14 protein-coding genes are annotated in these 14,855 nt (G+C 37.7%); all 14 read right to left on the reverse strand.

The genetic code is table 11. From position 1 onward, the window contains the following. Positions 1-97: 97 nt before the first annotated feature. The gene (locus BS85_RS0106485) at positions 98-1,564 is read right to left on the reverse strand and encodes a hypothetical protein (protein ID WP_026944085.1); all 1,467 of its coding nucleotides are present in this window, start codon (positions 1,562-1,564) and stop codon (positions 98-100) included. Then, positions 1,564-2,256: a lysophospholipid acyltransferase family protein gene (locus tag BS85_RS0106490; RefSeq protein ID WP_026944086.1), complete on the reverse strand. Its 693-nt coding sequence runs from the start codon at positions 2,254-2,256 to the stop codon at positions 1,564-1,566. The genes BS85_RS0106485 and BS85_RS0106490 overlap by 1 nt, the downstream gene beginning before the upstream one ends. Further along, complete coding sequence (locus BS85_RS0106495) at positions 2,240-3,631, reverse strand: SH3 domain-containing protein (protein WP_156938078.1); 1,392 nt, start codon at positions 3,629-3,631, stop codon at positions 2,240-2,242. Before BS85_RS0106495 ends, BS85_RS0106490 begins: the two co-directional genes overlap by 17 nt. Continuing rightward, complete coding sequence (gene purQ, locus BS85_RS0106500) at positions 3,628-4,284, reverse strand: phosphoribosylformylglycinamidine synthase subunit PurQ (protein ID WP_026944088.1); 657 nt, start codon at positions 4,282-4,284, stop codon at positions 3,628-3,630. Before purQ ends, BS85_RS0106495 begins: the two co-directional genes overlap by 4 nt. 2 nt (positions 4,285-4,286) lie before the next feature. Then, entirely contained in the window at positions 4,287-4,523 is a 237-nt protein-coding gene (gene purS, locus BS85_RS0106505) for a phosphoribosylformylglycinamidine synthase subunit PurS (protein ID WP_026944089.1), read from the reverse strand. 8 nt (positions 4,524-4,531) lie between these two features. Then, a complete protein-coding gene (gene purC, locus BS85_RS0106510; RefSeq protein WP_026944090.1) occupies positions 4,532-5,248 on the reverse strand; it encodes a phosphoribosylaminoimidazolesuccinocarboxamide synthase in 717 nt (238 codons plus the stop codon). Between the two features lie 11 nt (positions 5,249-5,259). After that, positions 5,260-6,540, reverse strand: coding sequence for a S41 family peptidase (locus tag BS85_RS10420; RefSeq protein WP_034551337.1), 1,281 nt, complete (start codon positions 6,538-6,540; stop codon positions 5,260-5,262). A gap of 211 nt (positions 6,541-6,751) precedes the next feature. After that, positions 6,752-8,647: a tRNA uridine-5-carboxymethylaminomethyl(34) synthesis enzyme MnmG gene (mnmG, locus tag BS85_RS0106520; protein ID WP_026944091.1), complete on the reverse strand. Its 1,896-nt coding sequence runs from the start codon at positions 8,645-8,647 to the stop codon at positions 6,752-6,754. 254 nt (positions 8,648-8,901) lie between these two features. Further along, the gene (locus BS85_RS0106525; RefSeq protein WP_026944092.1) at positions 8,902-11,019 is read right to left on the reverse strand and encodes a methyl-accepting chemotaxis protein; all 2,118 of its coding nucleotides are present in this window, start codon (positions 11,017-11,019) and stop codon (positions 8,902-8,904) included. Positions 11,020-11,243: 224 nt separating this feature from the next. Continuing rightward, complete coding sequence (locus BS85_RS0106535; RefSeq protein WP_026944093.1) at positions 11,244-11,984, reverse strand: phosphate ABC transporter ATP-binding protein; 741 nt, start codon at positions 11,982-11,984, stop codon at positions 11,244-11,246. Continuing rightward, the gene (locus BS85_RS0106540; protein ID WP_026944094.1) at positions 11,968-12,852 is read right to left on the reverse strand and encodes a PstA family ABC transporter permease; all 885 of its coding nucleotides are present in this window, start codon (positions 12,850-12,852) and stop codon (positions 11,968-11,970) included. Before BS85_RS0106540 ends, BS85_RS0106535 begins: the two co-directional genes overlap by 17 nt. Positions 12,853-12,861: 9 nt before the next feature. Then, a complete protein-coding gene (locus BS85_RS10425; RefSeq protein ID WP_051604725.1) occupies positions 12,862-13,704 on the reverse strand; it encodes a PstC family ABC transporter permease in 843 nt (280 codons plus the stop codon). Further along, complete coding sequence (locus BS85_RS10430; RefSeq protein WP_034551339.1) at positions 13,701-14,585, reverse strand: phosphate ABC transporter substrate-binding protein; 885 nt, start codon at positions 14,583-14,585, stop codon at positions 13,701-13,703. Before BS85_RS10430 ends, BS85_RS10425 begins: the two co-directional genes overlap by 4 nt. Continuing rightward, entirely contained in the window at positions 14,585-14,794 is a 210-nt protein-coding gene (locus tag BS85_RS11470) for a hypothetical protein (protein WP_156938079.1), read from the reverse strand. The genes BS85_RS10430 and BS85_RS11470 overlap by 1 nt, the downstream gene beginning before the upstream one ends. Between the last annotated feature and the right edge of the window lie 61 nt (positions 14,795-14,855).

Here is a 14,855-nt window from a genome sequence, read left to right on the forward strand (position 1 = left end):
TTTTGGTGGAGGGTTGTTGTTTTTTTGTTCTATCCATTGTTTTACTTTTGTTTAAATTAATTTGTGATTATAGCATTAAAACAAGCAATCGTATCTTTTAAAATCCAAAGCGATTTCCTGAAGTGTTCTTTGAAAGAATCTCAAAGGGGGTGTTTGCGTTGATTTTAAAAGATTTTGCCTCTTCTATTAATGTTTCTGGGCTTTCCCAAATATTCATACTATCAATGTAGATTTTCTCAAAGGCAATTTCATTGATAAGAGAAAAATAAAGTGTGCGTTTATAGGCAGTTTTGACAGAATAAAGCTCATTTTCACAGAGAATCTTTAATTTTAAATTGGTGGATTCTTGTTCGCTAGTTGTTACAATAAGAAAATATTTTCGGTCTTTTTTCTTAATTTTATTGATATAATGATAGAGGCGAGTGTCTAGATCGTTTAATCTATCCTTGTTTAAATGCTCCAAATATTGTTCAATAAAATAAAGCATTGTTGGCACACGATCGTTTTCTGGATTCTTAAAAAAGCTTTTTTGCAAACTGACAGATTTTAAGATTTTATGGTAAATTTTATCGTTTAAAATTGTAATACAAATATCCAAACCACTTTTAATTTTTTTATAAATTCTTTCGTGTGTTTTTTTGTAAAGGTTAGTAAAGACTTTGTGATAATGTTCTTCAAAATGTGTTTTTAATTGCAAAAGTTGTTTGCAAAGGTTGCTGTTGTAACGCTCACTTTCTACCATTTTGCTTAATTCTGATTGCACCTTTTGGAGTTTTTGGGAATTTTTTTCTAAATCTACTTTGGCTTGGATTCTACGTTCAAGCAAAAGCGTATCACTTTTGAGCGCATTAATTCTTTTTTGGCATAGATTGATGGTGTCTTTTGCGTTGTTAATGGCTACAATTAGAGCTTGGTAATGGCATTGTTGAGATAAAAAATTTTCCTTAAATGCGCTATCAATATTGATATTTTGGTAACGCATAAGGTCTGAATAAGCAGATTCTAGGCGAGTCATAATCCCAAGTTCCTCAATAAAATCATCTTTGGGGATTGTTTTATCGCTATAAAGCAAGTTGTCTAGGGTTTTGGTGCTAAAACGTTTCAAATGTGTGTAATCATATAAATCTTTATCTTTTGGCAAATGTAAATCGTTTAAAAATGCGATGGCTGAAAATTCTTGTTGAAAATATATTTTTAATGCCTCCATAGGTTTTATATCTATGGGAATTGTTTTTAGTGTTTGATAATTCGTTGTTTTATAGATTTTTTGGATTGTAAGGTCGCGCTTGTTGCTTAAGAGTGTTTCTAATTGCTCATCTGTGTCGTGATGCCAAAATTCAGATTCTGAAATCATAGAGCTGCTTCCAAAATCTTGGAATTTGGAAGCTTTACAATCTGTAATTTGCCCCGCTTCATTACAACGAAACTCCACAAACATATCCACTGCAGGAATTACTTTTTTGTCGTGCCAAGTTTCTTTGGTAAATTCAAAGAGTTTTCTTGATAAATTAATCACTGCGCCTTTGCCATTGCTGCTTAAATAGCGAACGATTTTTCCGTGCATTACTGACCTTTAGATTCCAAATACATTTTAGAATATTCTGTTTGCATTTGTTCTTTTAATTCCTCAAACCATTGCTCTCCTTGTGGAGTGAAAGAGGGTAAAACTTTGAGGCTAAAAGGAGTGTTGTTAAATTTTAATGCTCCAATATCAAGGCATTTGCGTGTGCCACAAAAAACAATGGGTTGGACTTTGAGATTGAAATGTTCAATTAAGAATTTTGCTCCACTTTTAAAGGGTAAAAATTTTTCTTCACCTTTACTTCTTGTGCCTTCGGGGAATATACATAAGGTGCGTCCGTGTTCTAATCTATCCTTTGCTTCTTTTAACAAAAATACAACTTCCTTTTTGCTTTCGCGATTGATGAGTATCATTTTAGGAGCTTTGAGTGCGTGTCCATAAAGAAAGGGTTTGCCAAGCTCTTTTTTTGCAATCCAACAAAGATTGTTAGGGTGGATTGCTTCTAAATAAATGACATCCATAAAACTTTGATGATTCATAATTAAAATTTGTGCGCTTGGGTCTAGCTCCCCTTCAATCTTTGCTTGAACCCCAAAAAGCGTGATAAAGCCTTTTGCGGTTATTTGCCTAATTTTGCGTTGTGCATTTTGGAAGCAATACATCAAAAGAATTGTAAAAGGAATGACAAGTAGAGTATAAAATACTCCACTTAAAGCTCTAATTTTGGAGATCATCACGTTTTACCCACCCTATGCGGTCATCTTTTAAAAGCACTTTATAATAATTGCTTCGTTGTGCTAGAATCTCAACTTGCATTGGTTCTTGTGTGGTTAAAATAATAGTAGAGTTAAAGGTAGGCTGGATTCTAAGGGAAGCATTAGCTTTTAATGTTGCAGAAGTTTTAAGCGTTAGGGAATAAAGGAGGATTCCAAGTGCAAGGATTCCAAGTATAATAAAAATGATTTTTCTCTTATATAAATAAAAACCAAAAAATAAAAGGACAAAGAAAATCATTGCAGAAATTTTAAAGAACTGGTGGTTGTTTTTAGGCTTTATATCGCTTTGTGTGCTGACGCGATCCTCAATTGCAATATTGTCTATTTGCAATTCTGTATATTTGGCTGTTGTAAGGTTAAAGTAGTCAAAGCGGATTGAGTTTAAATCTTTTGGCACAATCGCATAATAAAACGCTTCCGCCTGTTTATAATCGCCGCTTTTGCTTTCAATCCCTTGTTGTGCATAGGGTTCTAAATAAAAATCAAACAAATTGCCCATTACGCTTTGGAGTTGAAAAACCGCTAGATTGTGGCTGGTATCATAACTTGTGATTTTAGTATCCAAAACTTTTAAGTCTTGGGCTAATACTTGGGAAAAATTCCCTTTGCGATCTAGTTTGATAGCTCTGCCATTCATGCTTTGCGTGCTTTCGCTTGCTGTTCCTTCGCTTGTATGGACGCTCACTTTGATTTGTGGAATCGTATAGTTTGGTTGTTTAACCTTGAGATAAAAAGTATTTCTTAAGCTAGAATCCTCTGTGTGAATACTCCAATTTTCTTCTTTGTTTAGAATCTCTATGCTTCCCTCTTGGACACTATTTTCAAAAATAAATTCTGTTTTGATTGTAGAATAATCCGATAACACAAGGAGCTTTAATTCTAAAGGAACGATTTGATGAACATATAAAATATCTAAAGGGGGATTGAGAAGCTCCAAATATACATTTTTAACTATTGGATTAAGGGAATAATTCTTATCTAGCATTTGTGAAGCGTCAAGGGATTCTAGCTCTTGCGATTCTATTTTTGGAATTGGAGATTCTTGTGGAGATGTAAGATTAGTGTTGGAATCTTCATTGAAAGGGGCTAAGGTGGAGTTGGATTCTACAATAGCTTCTTCTTGCAAATTTTCCTCTATCACAACATTGGGCAAAGTTTGCTCTAAGGCGGTATCGGGCATTGTTTGTTGTGGATTGGAATCTTTATTGGTGTCCTCTATGCTCTGCGGAAACATTCTTGTTTCTCCAGAAGCGGTATCATCAAAATCTCCTACTTGTGCGATTCCATAGACGCATAGTCCTAAAATAAATGCTAATTGGGTAAAAATTCTCATAAAATCTCTAAAAATCCTTCTAGCATTTTTAAGCCTACATCTTCACCTAGCACTTTCTCTACGGCTCTTTCTGGGTGTGGCATAAGCCCAAAAACATTTTTTTGCGCATTGCAAATCCCGGCAATATTGCGCACAGAACCATTAGGATTCTCAACATATTCTAATAAAATCTGCCCGTTTTGTTCTAGTTGTTGTAAGCCTTGCGCATCAATGTAATAATTGCCATCGGCGTGGGCGATTGGAATCCTAGCCACTTCATCTTTTTGGAATTTTTTGAGAAAAATATTCTCATTATTGATGACTTTAATTCCGCAAGTTTTGGAGATAAAATGCAAGTTTGTATTGCGTTTCATTGCCCCGGGTAACAAGCCACTCTCAAGTAATATTTGGAATCCATTGCAGATTCCAAGCACATATCCGCCCTTATTTGCAAACTCAATGACAGATTGCATAATGGGCGAGAATCGCGCAATCGCCCCACTACGCAAATAATCCCCATAGCTAAAGCCACCCGGAATCACAACGAGTTTCGTGTCTTTTGGTAGGGAAGTTTCTTTATGCCACACAATTTGTGTTGGTGCTTTTAAAAGCGAAAAGGCATATTCCATATCGTATTCGCAATTTGTGCCTAGGAATTGTAGAATCGCAACCATTGTTATATCTTTATGGAATAATCTTCAATCACGGTGTTTGCTAAAAGTGTATCACACATAGATTCCACTTTTTTTTGAATATCCGCTTTATCATTTCCTGCGATTTCTAATGTGATGATTTTACCCACTTTTACACTTTCCACCCCTTGGTAGCCTAAGGATTCTAAAGCGTGATGAATCGCTTTGCCCTGCGGGTCTAAAACCCCTTCTTTTAACCTTACGATAACTTCCGCTTTCATTTTTTTTCCTAGCTCAAAATTCTTTTTAAAATCTCTTCATACGCCATTTTAACATTGCCTAAATCTTGTCTGAATCGGTCTTTATCTAATTTTTCTTTTGTCTCTTTATCCCAAAATCTGCAAGAATCTGGTGTGATTTCATCAGCAAGTAGAATTGCGCCTGTTTTATCCACTCCAAATTCTAATTTAAAATCTACCAAAGTAAGATTCTTTTTGTCAAAAAATTCTCTTAAAACCTCATTGACTTTTCGTCCAATTTTGCGTAATTCCTCTAGTGCTTCCACAGATTTAACGCATTGGAGGATTAGTGCGTGTTCATCGTTGATGAGAGGATCGCCAAGTGCATCATCTTTGTAATAAAATTCCACAAGCGTAAAGGGCAGAGCCTCCCCCTCTTTGATGCCTAATCGCTTTGTCAAAGAGCCTGTTGCCACATTGCGCACCACCACTTCAATCGGAATGATTTTAACAAGCTTACAGAGCATTAAATCCTCGCCTATGGTTTCTACATAGTGCGTTTTTACGCCATTTTTCTCCAAAAGTTTAAAAATCTCCGTAGAAATTTTACAATTTAGGATTCCTTTGCCTTGCTCACTTCCCTTTTTCTCTGCATTAAAGGCGGTTAAATCGTCTTTAAATTGGGAAATAACTAGATTCTCATCGTTGGTTTTATAGAGCTTTTTACCTTTGCCCTCATACATCATCTCTTTTTGTGTTACTTGCACTTTTGCTCCTTTTATAAAACTTTAAAGATTTTTAGCACATCAATCGCGCTTTTTAGTTGAATATCTTGCAACACTTGTTTGTGTGTAATAGTGTTTTTGGAATCTTTAGTTTTTTTGTCTTTGTGGGATTCCACTTTTGCCAATTCTCCCTCTAAATGCTTTTGTAAATCCGCCTCCTTAATACTAAATCCGCTATTCTCATCAGGAACCGCGCCCGGAGCTACTTCAATATCTGGCGTTACACCCACTGCTTGAATCGTGCGCCCACTTGGGAGGTAATAACGCGCAATCGTTAAGCGCAATGCCTCCTTTTTCTCTGTAGGGAGAATCACTTGCACACTGCCTTTGCCAAATGTTCCCTCTCCTACCAACACGCCCCGCTTGTTGTCTTGAATTGCACCTGCAACAATCTCACTTGCACTCGCACTTCCATTATTGACTAATACAACAAGCGGGATTTTTGCGTAAGGTGTGCGATTTGTAGCGTGATAGACAATATTTTCATCTTTGATTCTGCCCTTTTGCGATACGATAATTCCATCTTTGATGAATAAATCGCTTAATTCCACTGCTTGATTTAATAATCCGCCCGGATTGTTACGCAAATCTAACACGATTCCGTCAATGTTTTTAAATTTTTTTAGTTCTTCTTCTACGCGTTTGCTCACATTTTTGTCAAAAGAAGTTACGCGTAAATAAACATAATTGCTTTCTTCAATGCCTTTTGCATAGACAGATTCCACCTTAATATTGTCGCGCACAATGTTAAAAATAAGCGGTTTTGGTTCATTTTTGCGCACAATGGTTAATTGCACTTTTGTGTTAGGTTTGCCACGCATTCTATTTACCGCATCATCAATGCTCATATTGAGGGTGCTTTCTTCGTTGATTTTTAAGATAATATCCCCACTTTTTAATCCTGCTTTATCGCCCGGAGTGCCTTCAATAGGAGCAATAATCGTAAGCGCACTTTCTTTTAATCCAATTGTGATTCCAATCCCTCCAAACTGCCCATCGGTTTGAATCTTTAAGTCTTCAAATTTTTTTTCATCTAAATAGGCAGAATGCGCATCAAGATTTGTCAGAAGCCCATCAATGGCTTTATCTATAATTTCGTTAAGACTTAGCTCATCTACATAGTATTTTTCAACCGTTCCGATAACTTTGCGTAGTTTGTTATAAGCATCTAATCGGGATTCATCTTCGGCAAATGCTGTATTTTGAAAGCCTAAATTAAGCAATAAACTCACAAGAAAAACATAAACAAAGTTTTTAAAGTTAAATTGTTTCATAAAATCAACCTAAAATAAAGTTTAAATGTGCGATTTTAACGCATTCTCATTAAAACTAAAATAAAACAATAGATTTTGCTTGTGGAATCGTCTCTTGTAAGGCATAAGCCAAAAACACATAAGGTGCGCGGTATTTTATTATGAGGCGCGAAAGCGGTGAGAGACGAATCTTATATTGATAAAACAGAAAGCATTCCTAAGAATACAGCGGTTAGCTTTTACTACGCAAATGGATATAAAGTTGCAAAACCTCTAAACTCGCAGGAGTTACGCCGCTAATCTCACTTGCTTCAAAAAGACTTTTGGGGTTGAATTTCTTGAGTTTTTCAATCACTTCCAAGCTCAAACCCGGAATCCCGTCAAACACGAAATCTTGCGGGATTGTAATGCTTAGCATTTTGTCCATATTGTCAATGAGGTTTTGCTGCTTTTGGATATAGTTAGAGTATTTTGCCTCCACCAAAATCTCCTCTAGTGCGCGGGTAGAATAGTGCGCAAAAGGAGCATTGGTAATTGCGCAAATTTTAAGCAATTTTTGCAAATCAAAACTACGCCGACCCACAATCACGCCCCAAGTTGTTTTGTCGCTAATTTTTTCCTCTTGTATGGAATCCAAAAACTTCAAAACCTCATTTGTTGGCGTGATAGGAGTTTGGTTTAGCCACTCTAAGCCCTCTTTTATCTCTTGTTTGTCGCGCATTAACTCTATAAAATCAGATTCCTCCATTAAGCCTAGATTGTGTGCTAATTCCCCAAGCCTAAAAATCGCATTTCCCTCACGCAAGAGGAGGCGATATTCTGCGCGGGAGCTAAACATACGATAGGGTTCTTTTGTGCCTTTGGTTACCAAATCATCTACCATTACACCAATATATGCTTCATTGCGCTTGAGTGTGATTTGCTCCTTATTCTGCGCACTTAATGCCGCATTGATTCCCGCAAAGATTCCTTGCGCTCCCGCTTCCTCATAACCCGTTGTGCCATTAATCTGCCCCGCACAATAGAGATTCTTAATTTTTTTAGTCTCTAGTGTATGTTTTAGTTCGGTTGGATTCACATAATCGTATTCAATCGCATAGCCATAACGCACAATTTCGGCATTTTCTAAGCCCTCAATGCTATGAATCATTGCCTCTTGCACATCAAAGGGAAGTGAGCTAGTTAAACCATTGATATAATATTCGTTTGCCTCTAAAGTTTGGGGTTCTAAGAAAAGCTGGTGCCTTTCTTTATCGGCGAAGCGATTGACTTTATCCTCAATGCTAGGACAATAGCGCGGACCTATACCCTCAATCTGTCCTGTAAATAAGGGTGCGCGATGAAAGTTTGCGCGGATAATAGCGTGTGTTTTGGCGTTTGTATAAGTTACATAGCAGGGAAGTTGTGTGGGGTTAAAGGGATTCTCTCCCAATTCCCTTTGTGTTTGTCTGCTGAAAAAGGGCGCGGGGGTATCGCCATAGTGTTTTTCTAGGCTTGCAAAGTTAATACTACTTGCTTTGATTCTTGCGCAAGTTCCGGTTTTTAGCCGCCCAACTTCAAGCCCAAGTGTGCGCAAATCCTCTCCTAATTGCATTGCTGGTGGCTCTCCCGCGCGTCCATTATGAGAAGTGCTTTCACCAATATGGATTTTACCGCGCAAAAATGTGCCTGTGGTTAAAACAATTTTTTTAGCATAATAGGTTTTACCAATAGAAGTTTTAAGCCCAATCACCGCATTTTTGCTTTCATTAAGCAAAAGCGAATCCACCATTTGTTGCGTGATTTCTAAATTTTGCGTATGGTAGCAGAGATTACGCGCAATGATTTTGTATCTATCCATATCAATTTGTGCGCGTGTTCCTCGTACCGCAGGACCTTTTGAGGCGTTTAGCACTCTAAATTGGATTCCACTTTTATCGGTGATATAACCCATTACGCCACCTAGCGCGTCAATTTCTTTGATTAAATGCCCTTTGCCAAGCCCACCCATAGCAGGATTGCAACTTGCCGCACCGATTTGTTCTACAAGCATTGTGATAAGCAGGGTTTTACAACCCATTTTCGCAGCAACCACAGAGGCTTCAATTCCCGCGTGTCCGCCACCCACTACAATAACATCATAATCCATTTTTTACCTTATAAGATAAATTTTTGCGCAATTATAGCTTAAATGAATGGAATTTGTTGTTCCTTGTTTTGTAAAGACGCAGTAGCAAATGCTTTGGTTTTTTGCCATTGCGAGAAATTGTTAGGCTTCGTGGAAATCCATAATCTTAAGTTGTTTTAAACTTCCATTGTAAAGTTTTTGTATATTTTTGATTGTGGATTGCTGTGGCTAATGCCCCACAAAGGAGGCAATGGTTAGTTTTTGTAGGATTGAAGTTAGAATTTCTTTTTATGCACATCGTTTAAAATGTCTTGCGCAATATCATTAACATTTTTTGTTATATCGTTCGTGATATTAGCAACGCTAACATTTTCATTGGTGATATTTTCTACTTGCGCAATTGCTTCATTGATTTGTGAAATCCCTAGGCTTTGCTCTTTGATGGATTCGCTCATTTCGCTTACGCTTTGCACTAGCACATTCACATTGGCTTCAATTTCGCCTAAAGATTTTCCGGTGCGTTCGGCTAGTTTTCGGACTTCATCAGCAACAACCGCAAAGCCTCTGCCGTGTTCTCCAGCTCTCGCCGCTTCTATTGCAGCATTTAAAGCAAGCAAGTTTGTTTGGTCTGCAATATCTTTAATCACTCCCACGATTCCTTTAATGTCCTCTGCTTGTTTTGTTGCATCACTTGTTTTGTTACTGACATTTTCCATAGATTGACTGATTTGCTCTACTGCTGCTGCGGATTGTTGAAGGGAGCTTGCTTGAGTTTGCGAACCCGCCATTAATTTTTCCATAGATTTTTCTAATTCAGAGGATTGTGAAGAGAGATTTTGGGCAAATCCTGCACTAGCCATTAGCATTTGTCGGATTTCCTCACCAAGCGTATTGGTTGTTACCTCTACGCTACCTTTAGCGTCTTTAACTTCTGTTGCAAAATCTAGTTGTTTATAAGATTCAAAGACGCGGTGGATTTCATTCATATCACTACCAACTTTAGATTGCAAAACATCTAGCATATTGTTAAGGACATTTTTTAGCTCTACTAATTGTGGGTTGCTTGGTTGTTTTACGATTCTTGCAGTTAAATCCCCATTTTCAACTGCTTTGGCAGTTTGAGAGGATTGTTCAATTGCTTCTTCATCAATCTTTAAAGAATCTTGTGTGCGTTTAATGTTTTCATTGATAAGTTTTCCCATAGTGCCTAATTCATCATTGGCGCGAATCCTAATTAAATGCACATCTTTGCTTTCGTGATTGATAAACTTAAAGAAAGAGTTGAGAGTGCTTACAAGAATCGGCAAACGACTTCCTAGATTTCTTTGAATGTATAAGTAAATCAAAACCATCGCAATAGCCACAAAGACAAGAGAAGCAATCGCAATTAAGGTTTGCAGTTTATACAAAGGGGCTAACACAGAGTTTGTTGGAACGCTCACGATAACAGAGTAATTTGCCATTCCTCCTTTCACAGGAAAGCTATCTATCCCAGTCAAGCTATCTACTGCCATAGAAGTTGTATATTCTAGTGTTTCTGTTCTTTTCTCCTTAACGGCTTTAATGACTTTGTCTGCATTGTGTCTTGGATTGATGCTGTCCAAGTTTTTTAAGAGAAGTTCCGGATTTGGGTGAGAGATGATATACCCATCACTATCTATAAGAGCTTTTATGCTTCCTTCAAAAATCTTAAACCGATTGTCGTTCAACACATTGTTAATGGAATCTTCACCATTGAGGATAAACCCAACTGCCCCCACTAAACGTTGTTGGTGATCAAAAATAGGCATAGCCATTGCAAAACCGATAAATATGTCGTTTTCAATCGTAAATCTCCTTGCCTTTCCAAAGAATACTTTATTGTCTCCATATTTGCCTTGTGTTAAAGCATTTTGAACACTTGCCATTTCTTTAATTAAAGAATCTCTTGCTTGTTTTTGAACTACACCACCGAAATTTTCCGTATCTGTATCATAAAGCAATAGCATAAATTCATCCTCTTGTGTAACATTCAGAGGATTTGTTTTAAAGTGTGCGGGAGCGTCTTTAATGTAAAGAAATCCATAATCCGCAAAAGATGAACTATCAAAGAATCCCTCCATTACACTATAAACATCTTGAGCATTGAGATTTTGAATGTTTGTGCTTTCAAAGATATAATCCAGTGCCTTAGCACTTCCTTGTGTAATTGTCCCTAATTCATTCATCATACCTCTAATGCGTTCAGCATCACTTTCTGCAACCTTTGCAATGATTGTTCTAGCATTTGCTTGCATATTTTCGCTTACCTGTTGGGTGATGATAACGCTAAGAACGAGTATGCCTACGATAAAAATCACTCCAATGGCGCAAACTAATTTTGTTTGCAACTTAAGATTGTTTAAAAATCCCATTATTGTTTTTTCCTTTCTTTAAATTTTAAATAAAGCTTATATTATATTATACAAAAAATAAAGAAAAATAAAAATAAATTTTAGCTAAAACACAAGATGGATAGAACGAAAAACCTAAAAACAATCCAAATTTATAGATTGCCTCGTTGCGCTTCACATCACCTTGCAATGACAATGATAGTTTGCATAAGAATAATGTCCTGCAAAGGTGTAAGGATTGACTCCTAGCGATTCAAATGAGCCTCTAGTACCTCTCTGTTTTTTGGCACTTTTATGATTTGACTTCCGCCCTCTTGGATTTGCATAATGGCTAAAGAATCCGCGATTCTTAAAGCTTGGTCAATGTTGTGTGAAACCATTATTAATGTATGTGTTTTGGCAATTTCAAGCAGCAAATCCTCAATCACTCTTTGGGAATGCAAATCTAGCGCACTTGTTGGTTCGTCCAAAAGCAGAATCTTTGGGCTTAAGCTTAGGATTCTAGCTAAAAGTAGTCTTTGTTGCTCCCCACCAGAGAGGCGCAATGCGTTTTCTTTCAAACGATTCTTTAAAGAATCCCAAAGCCCCACTTGCTTTAAGGATTCGCAGATCTTAGCCTCTATGGCAGTTTTATCTAGGTTTGTCAAGAGAGAAAGTGGCAAACTCAAGTTTTTTTCAATGCTTAGGTTAAAGGGTTGGGGAGCTTGAAAAAGCATACCGATATTTTTGCGCAAAATCTCTAGCGGGAGACTTTGAATCTCCACAAGAGAATTAGATTCTAAATTTACATAAATTTCGCCTAAAACCTCTCCGCCCATTTCCTCGCAAAGCCGATTAATGCAGCGTAAAAAAGTGCTTTTGCCACAACCAGAAGAACCCAAAAGCGTAAAGATTCCATATTGTTGGATTTCTAAATTAAGATGAGAAAAAATCTGTTTTTGCCCAAAACGCACGCCAAGATGATTGATTTTAAGACTTAAAGACACGCAACCCCCTTTTTGAGATTCCTTTTAAAAATGCACCCAAAAGTAACAAAAATCCACAAAGCAAAAGTAAAACCAAACTCGCTCCCATTGCGTTTTGCAATTCTAATTGTGTTTGATAGTTTTGGGAATTGTAATAGATATAAAACGACAGAGATTCAAATTTGCCCCAAAGCCCATTGGGCAATCCTGCGTTTGCAACCGCACCGACAAACATTACCACCGCCGTATCCTCTGCAACCCTCCCTAATGCTAAGATTGCGCCACTTAGGATTCCATTTCTTGCTTCAGGCAGCAAGAAATGCCACAGAATTGCTCCTTTTTTTAATCCTAGCGCACTTGCATTGAGTATTAAGTCGTTTGGAACGGATAAAAGTGCTTCTTTGGTTGTGGCAATGAGTGTGGGCAAAACAAGCAAAGCAAGGCAACAAGCAGCGAGTAAGAGGCAGCTGTTTGCATTGGGCAAAAAGTGATTTTTTAGCCATAAAATACTTAAAAATCCAAATAGTCCCATAATTACGGACGGAATCCCGGCAAGAATATCTACCATTGCATTTAAAAACCACTTTTGGGAGGGTGAGGCATAGAAGCTTAGATAGATTCCACAGCCAATCCCCGGCGCAATCGCAAGTAAAAGGCTTAAAATTACAAGCCAAAAAGTCCCAACGATTGCAGGAAAGATTCCATTAAATACTGCAGCTTGTCCAAGGATTGCTAATAAGGGTGCGGTAGAACCAAAGAAAAGTTGCGAGTCTAGCGCATTAAAACCGCGCCAAAACACCCAAACAAGCAAGGATAATACAGCTAAACTGACACCAATCGTGCCAACAAGGCTTAAAAGATAGAGAAAACTTGCAATCTTGCGCCGCATTTTGAATCCTTAAAGGGTTTTGGAATCTTTTTGCAAGATTCCACGCGCAAGAAGGGCTAAAAATGCGTTAATGACAATGAGCAAAAAGCCCGATACAAAAAGCGCATTGTATGCCCCCCCAACACTTTCATTTGCAGTAATAAGCGCAATATGCGCACTTAAAACGCGCAAAGGATCTAAAAGAGAAGTAGCGAAATTTAAGGCATTAGAGGAGAGCATTAATGCAATCATTGTATCGCCAAAGGCTCGTCCAAAGCCTAGTAAAAACGCTCCGATTAAGACATTTTTTGCCTTTGGAATCACAACAAAGATAAGCGTTTCAAAATCACGCATTCCAAGCGCAAGGGCGTTTAAGTGCTGATGATAAAAAGGCTTTTTGATTCCAGATTCCAAAAGTAAAACCATTGTAGGCAAGATAACTAGACTTAAAACACAGATACAAGCAAGGAGATTCCTCCCACTTCCTCCAAAGGCTTCCCGCAAGAGTGGTACAAGCAAGAATAATGCACCAAAGGCATACAAAATGGTAGGAATAGAACCCATTAAACGCACAAGAAAGCTTAGGGTGGCTTGTAAAAGTTTGCCTATTTTGGATTTTTTGGGCAAAATCAACGCACAGACGATTCCTAGACTACAAGGAAATGCGACAAGCAGTGTGCTAAAACTTAGAATCAGTGAATTTCCAAGCATCGTTAAAATCCCAAATTCATTCGCTTTGGGATTCCAACTAAAAGTAAGCGTCAAGCTAGGATTGAGCGCAAGTGTTTGCAGTCCAAACCCGCCAATGACGATAAAAAGCAGACAGATTCCAGTTAATGCTATGATTGTCGCAAAAGTCGCGACAAGTTTCATTTTGGAAGTGGAATATAACCGGATTGTTCAATAAACTCTGCGCCATCACTAGAATAAATGTAATCCACAAAAAGCTTTGTAAGTCCTTGTGGCTCACCTTTTGTATTCATATAGAGAAGGCGGCTGATTGGATAAGTTCCTTCTTTGGTGTTTTCTTGGCTTGGTGTAACGCCCTCAAATGCGATTCCCTTAATACTATCATCTAAATGCCCGATTCCAACATAGCCAATCGCATTTTTATCTTGTGCAATGGCAATTTTCATCGCCCCATTAGAACTTACAACATTTGCGGTTTGTGTAATCTCTGTGCCTTTGTCCAAACCTTTGGATTCAAAAGTGTCGCGTGTCCCGCTACCATCTTCGCGGACATAAAGGTTAATTGCACCCTCGCTTCCGCCTAGCTCACTCCAATTTTTAATCGCACCGCTAAAGATTTGACTTGCTTGTTCTTTTGTTAGATTTGCAATAGGATTTTCTTTATGCACCGCAATAGCAACGCCATCTACTGCAAAAGGAAAAGAAACTAAGCCATATTTTTCAATTTCTTGGGGTTTGAGTGCGCGTCCCGTGTTGCCAATATGCACCAAGCCTTCTCCAACTTTTGTGATTCCAGCACCTGTGCCACCGCCTGTAATGCTGATAATGATTTGAGGATTCGCTAGGCTAATCGCTTCTGCTGCCTTTTTCATTACAGGGATATGCGCTGTGCCTCCTGCGATGTCAATCTTGCCTTGCTGATTTGCAAAAACTGCTAAATTTTCACTTGTATTAGAAGTGTTATTGGATTCCGCAGAATCTTTAGAATTAGACCCACAACCGGTAAATGCACCAAATGTGAGCAACAAAACTGAAGCCGATAAAAGCGTAGAAACTTTTAGCATTATGTTCTCCTTTTGTGAAGTTTAAAAGCTTGTATTGTAGCAAAATTTCTTTGAAAAATCTGTTTGTTCTTGCGCGAAAATTTTAAAAATTTTCGTGGCAACCTGATAAGGCGGAATCCCATAAGGCATTTTCTGTCTTGTCTTTGTGAGATTCCGCTGAAGGAATCGTGGCAATCTATAATGTAAAATCTTGCTTGTAAAGATTCCATTGCTTTATTTTTCGTAATAAAATCTGTAAAAATGCGTTATAATCTTGATAAATTTCTATTT

The organism is Helicobacter rodentium ATCC 700285 (genome assembly GCF_000687535.1).
Taxonomy (GTDB): Bacteria; Campylobacterota; Campylobacteria; order Campylobacterales; family Helicobacteraceae; genus Helicobacter_D; species Helicobacter_D rodentium.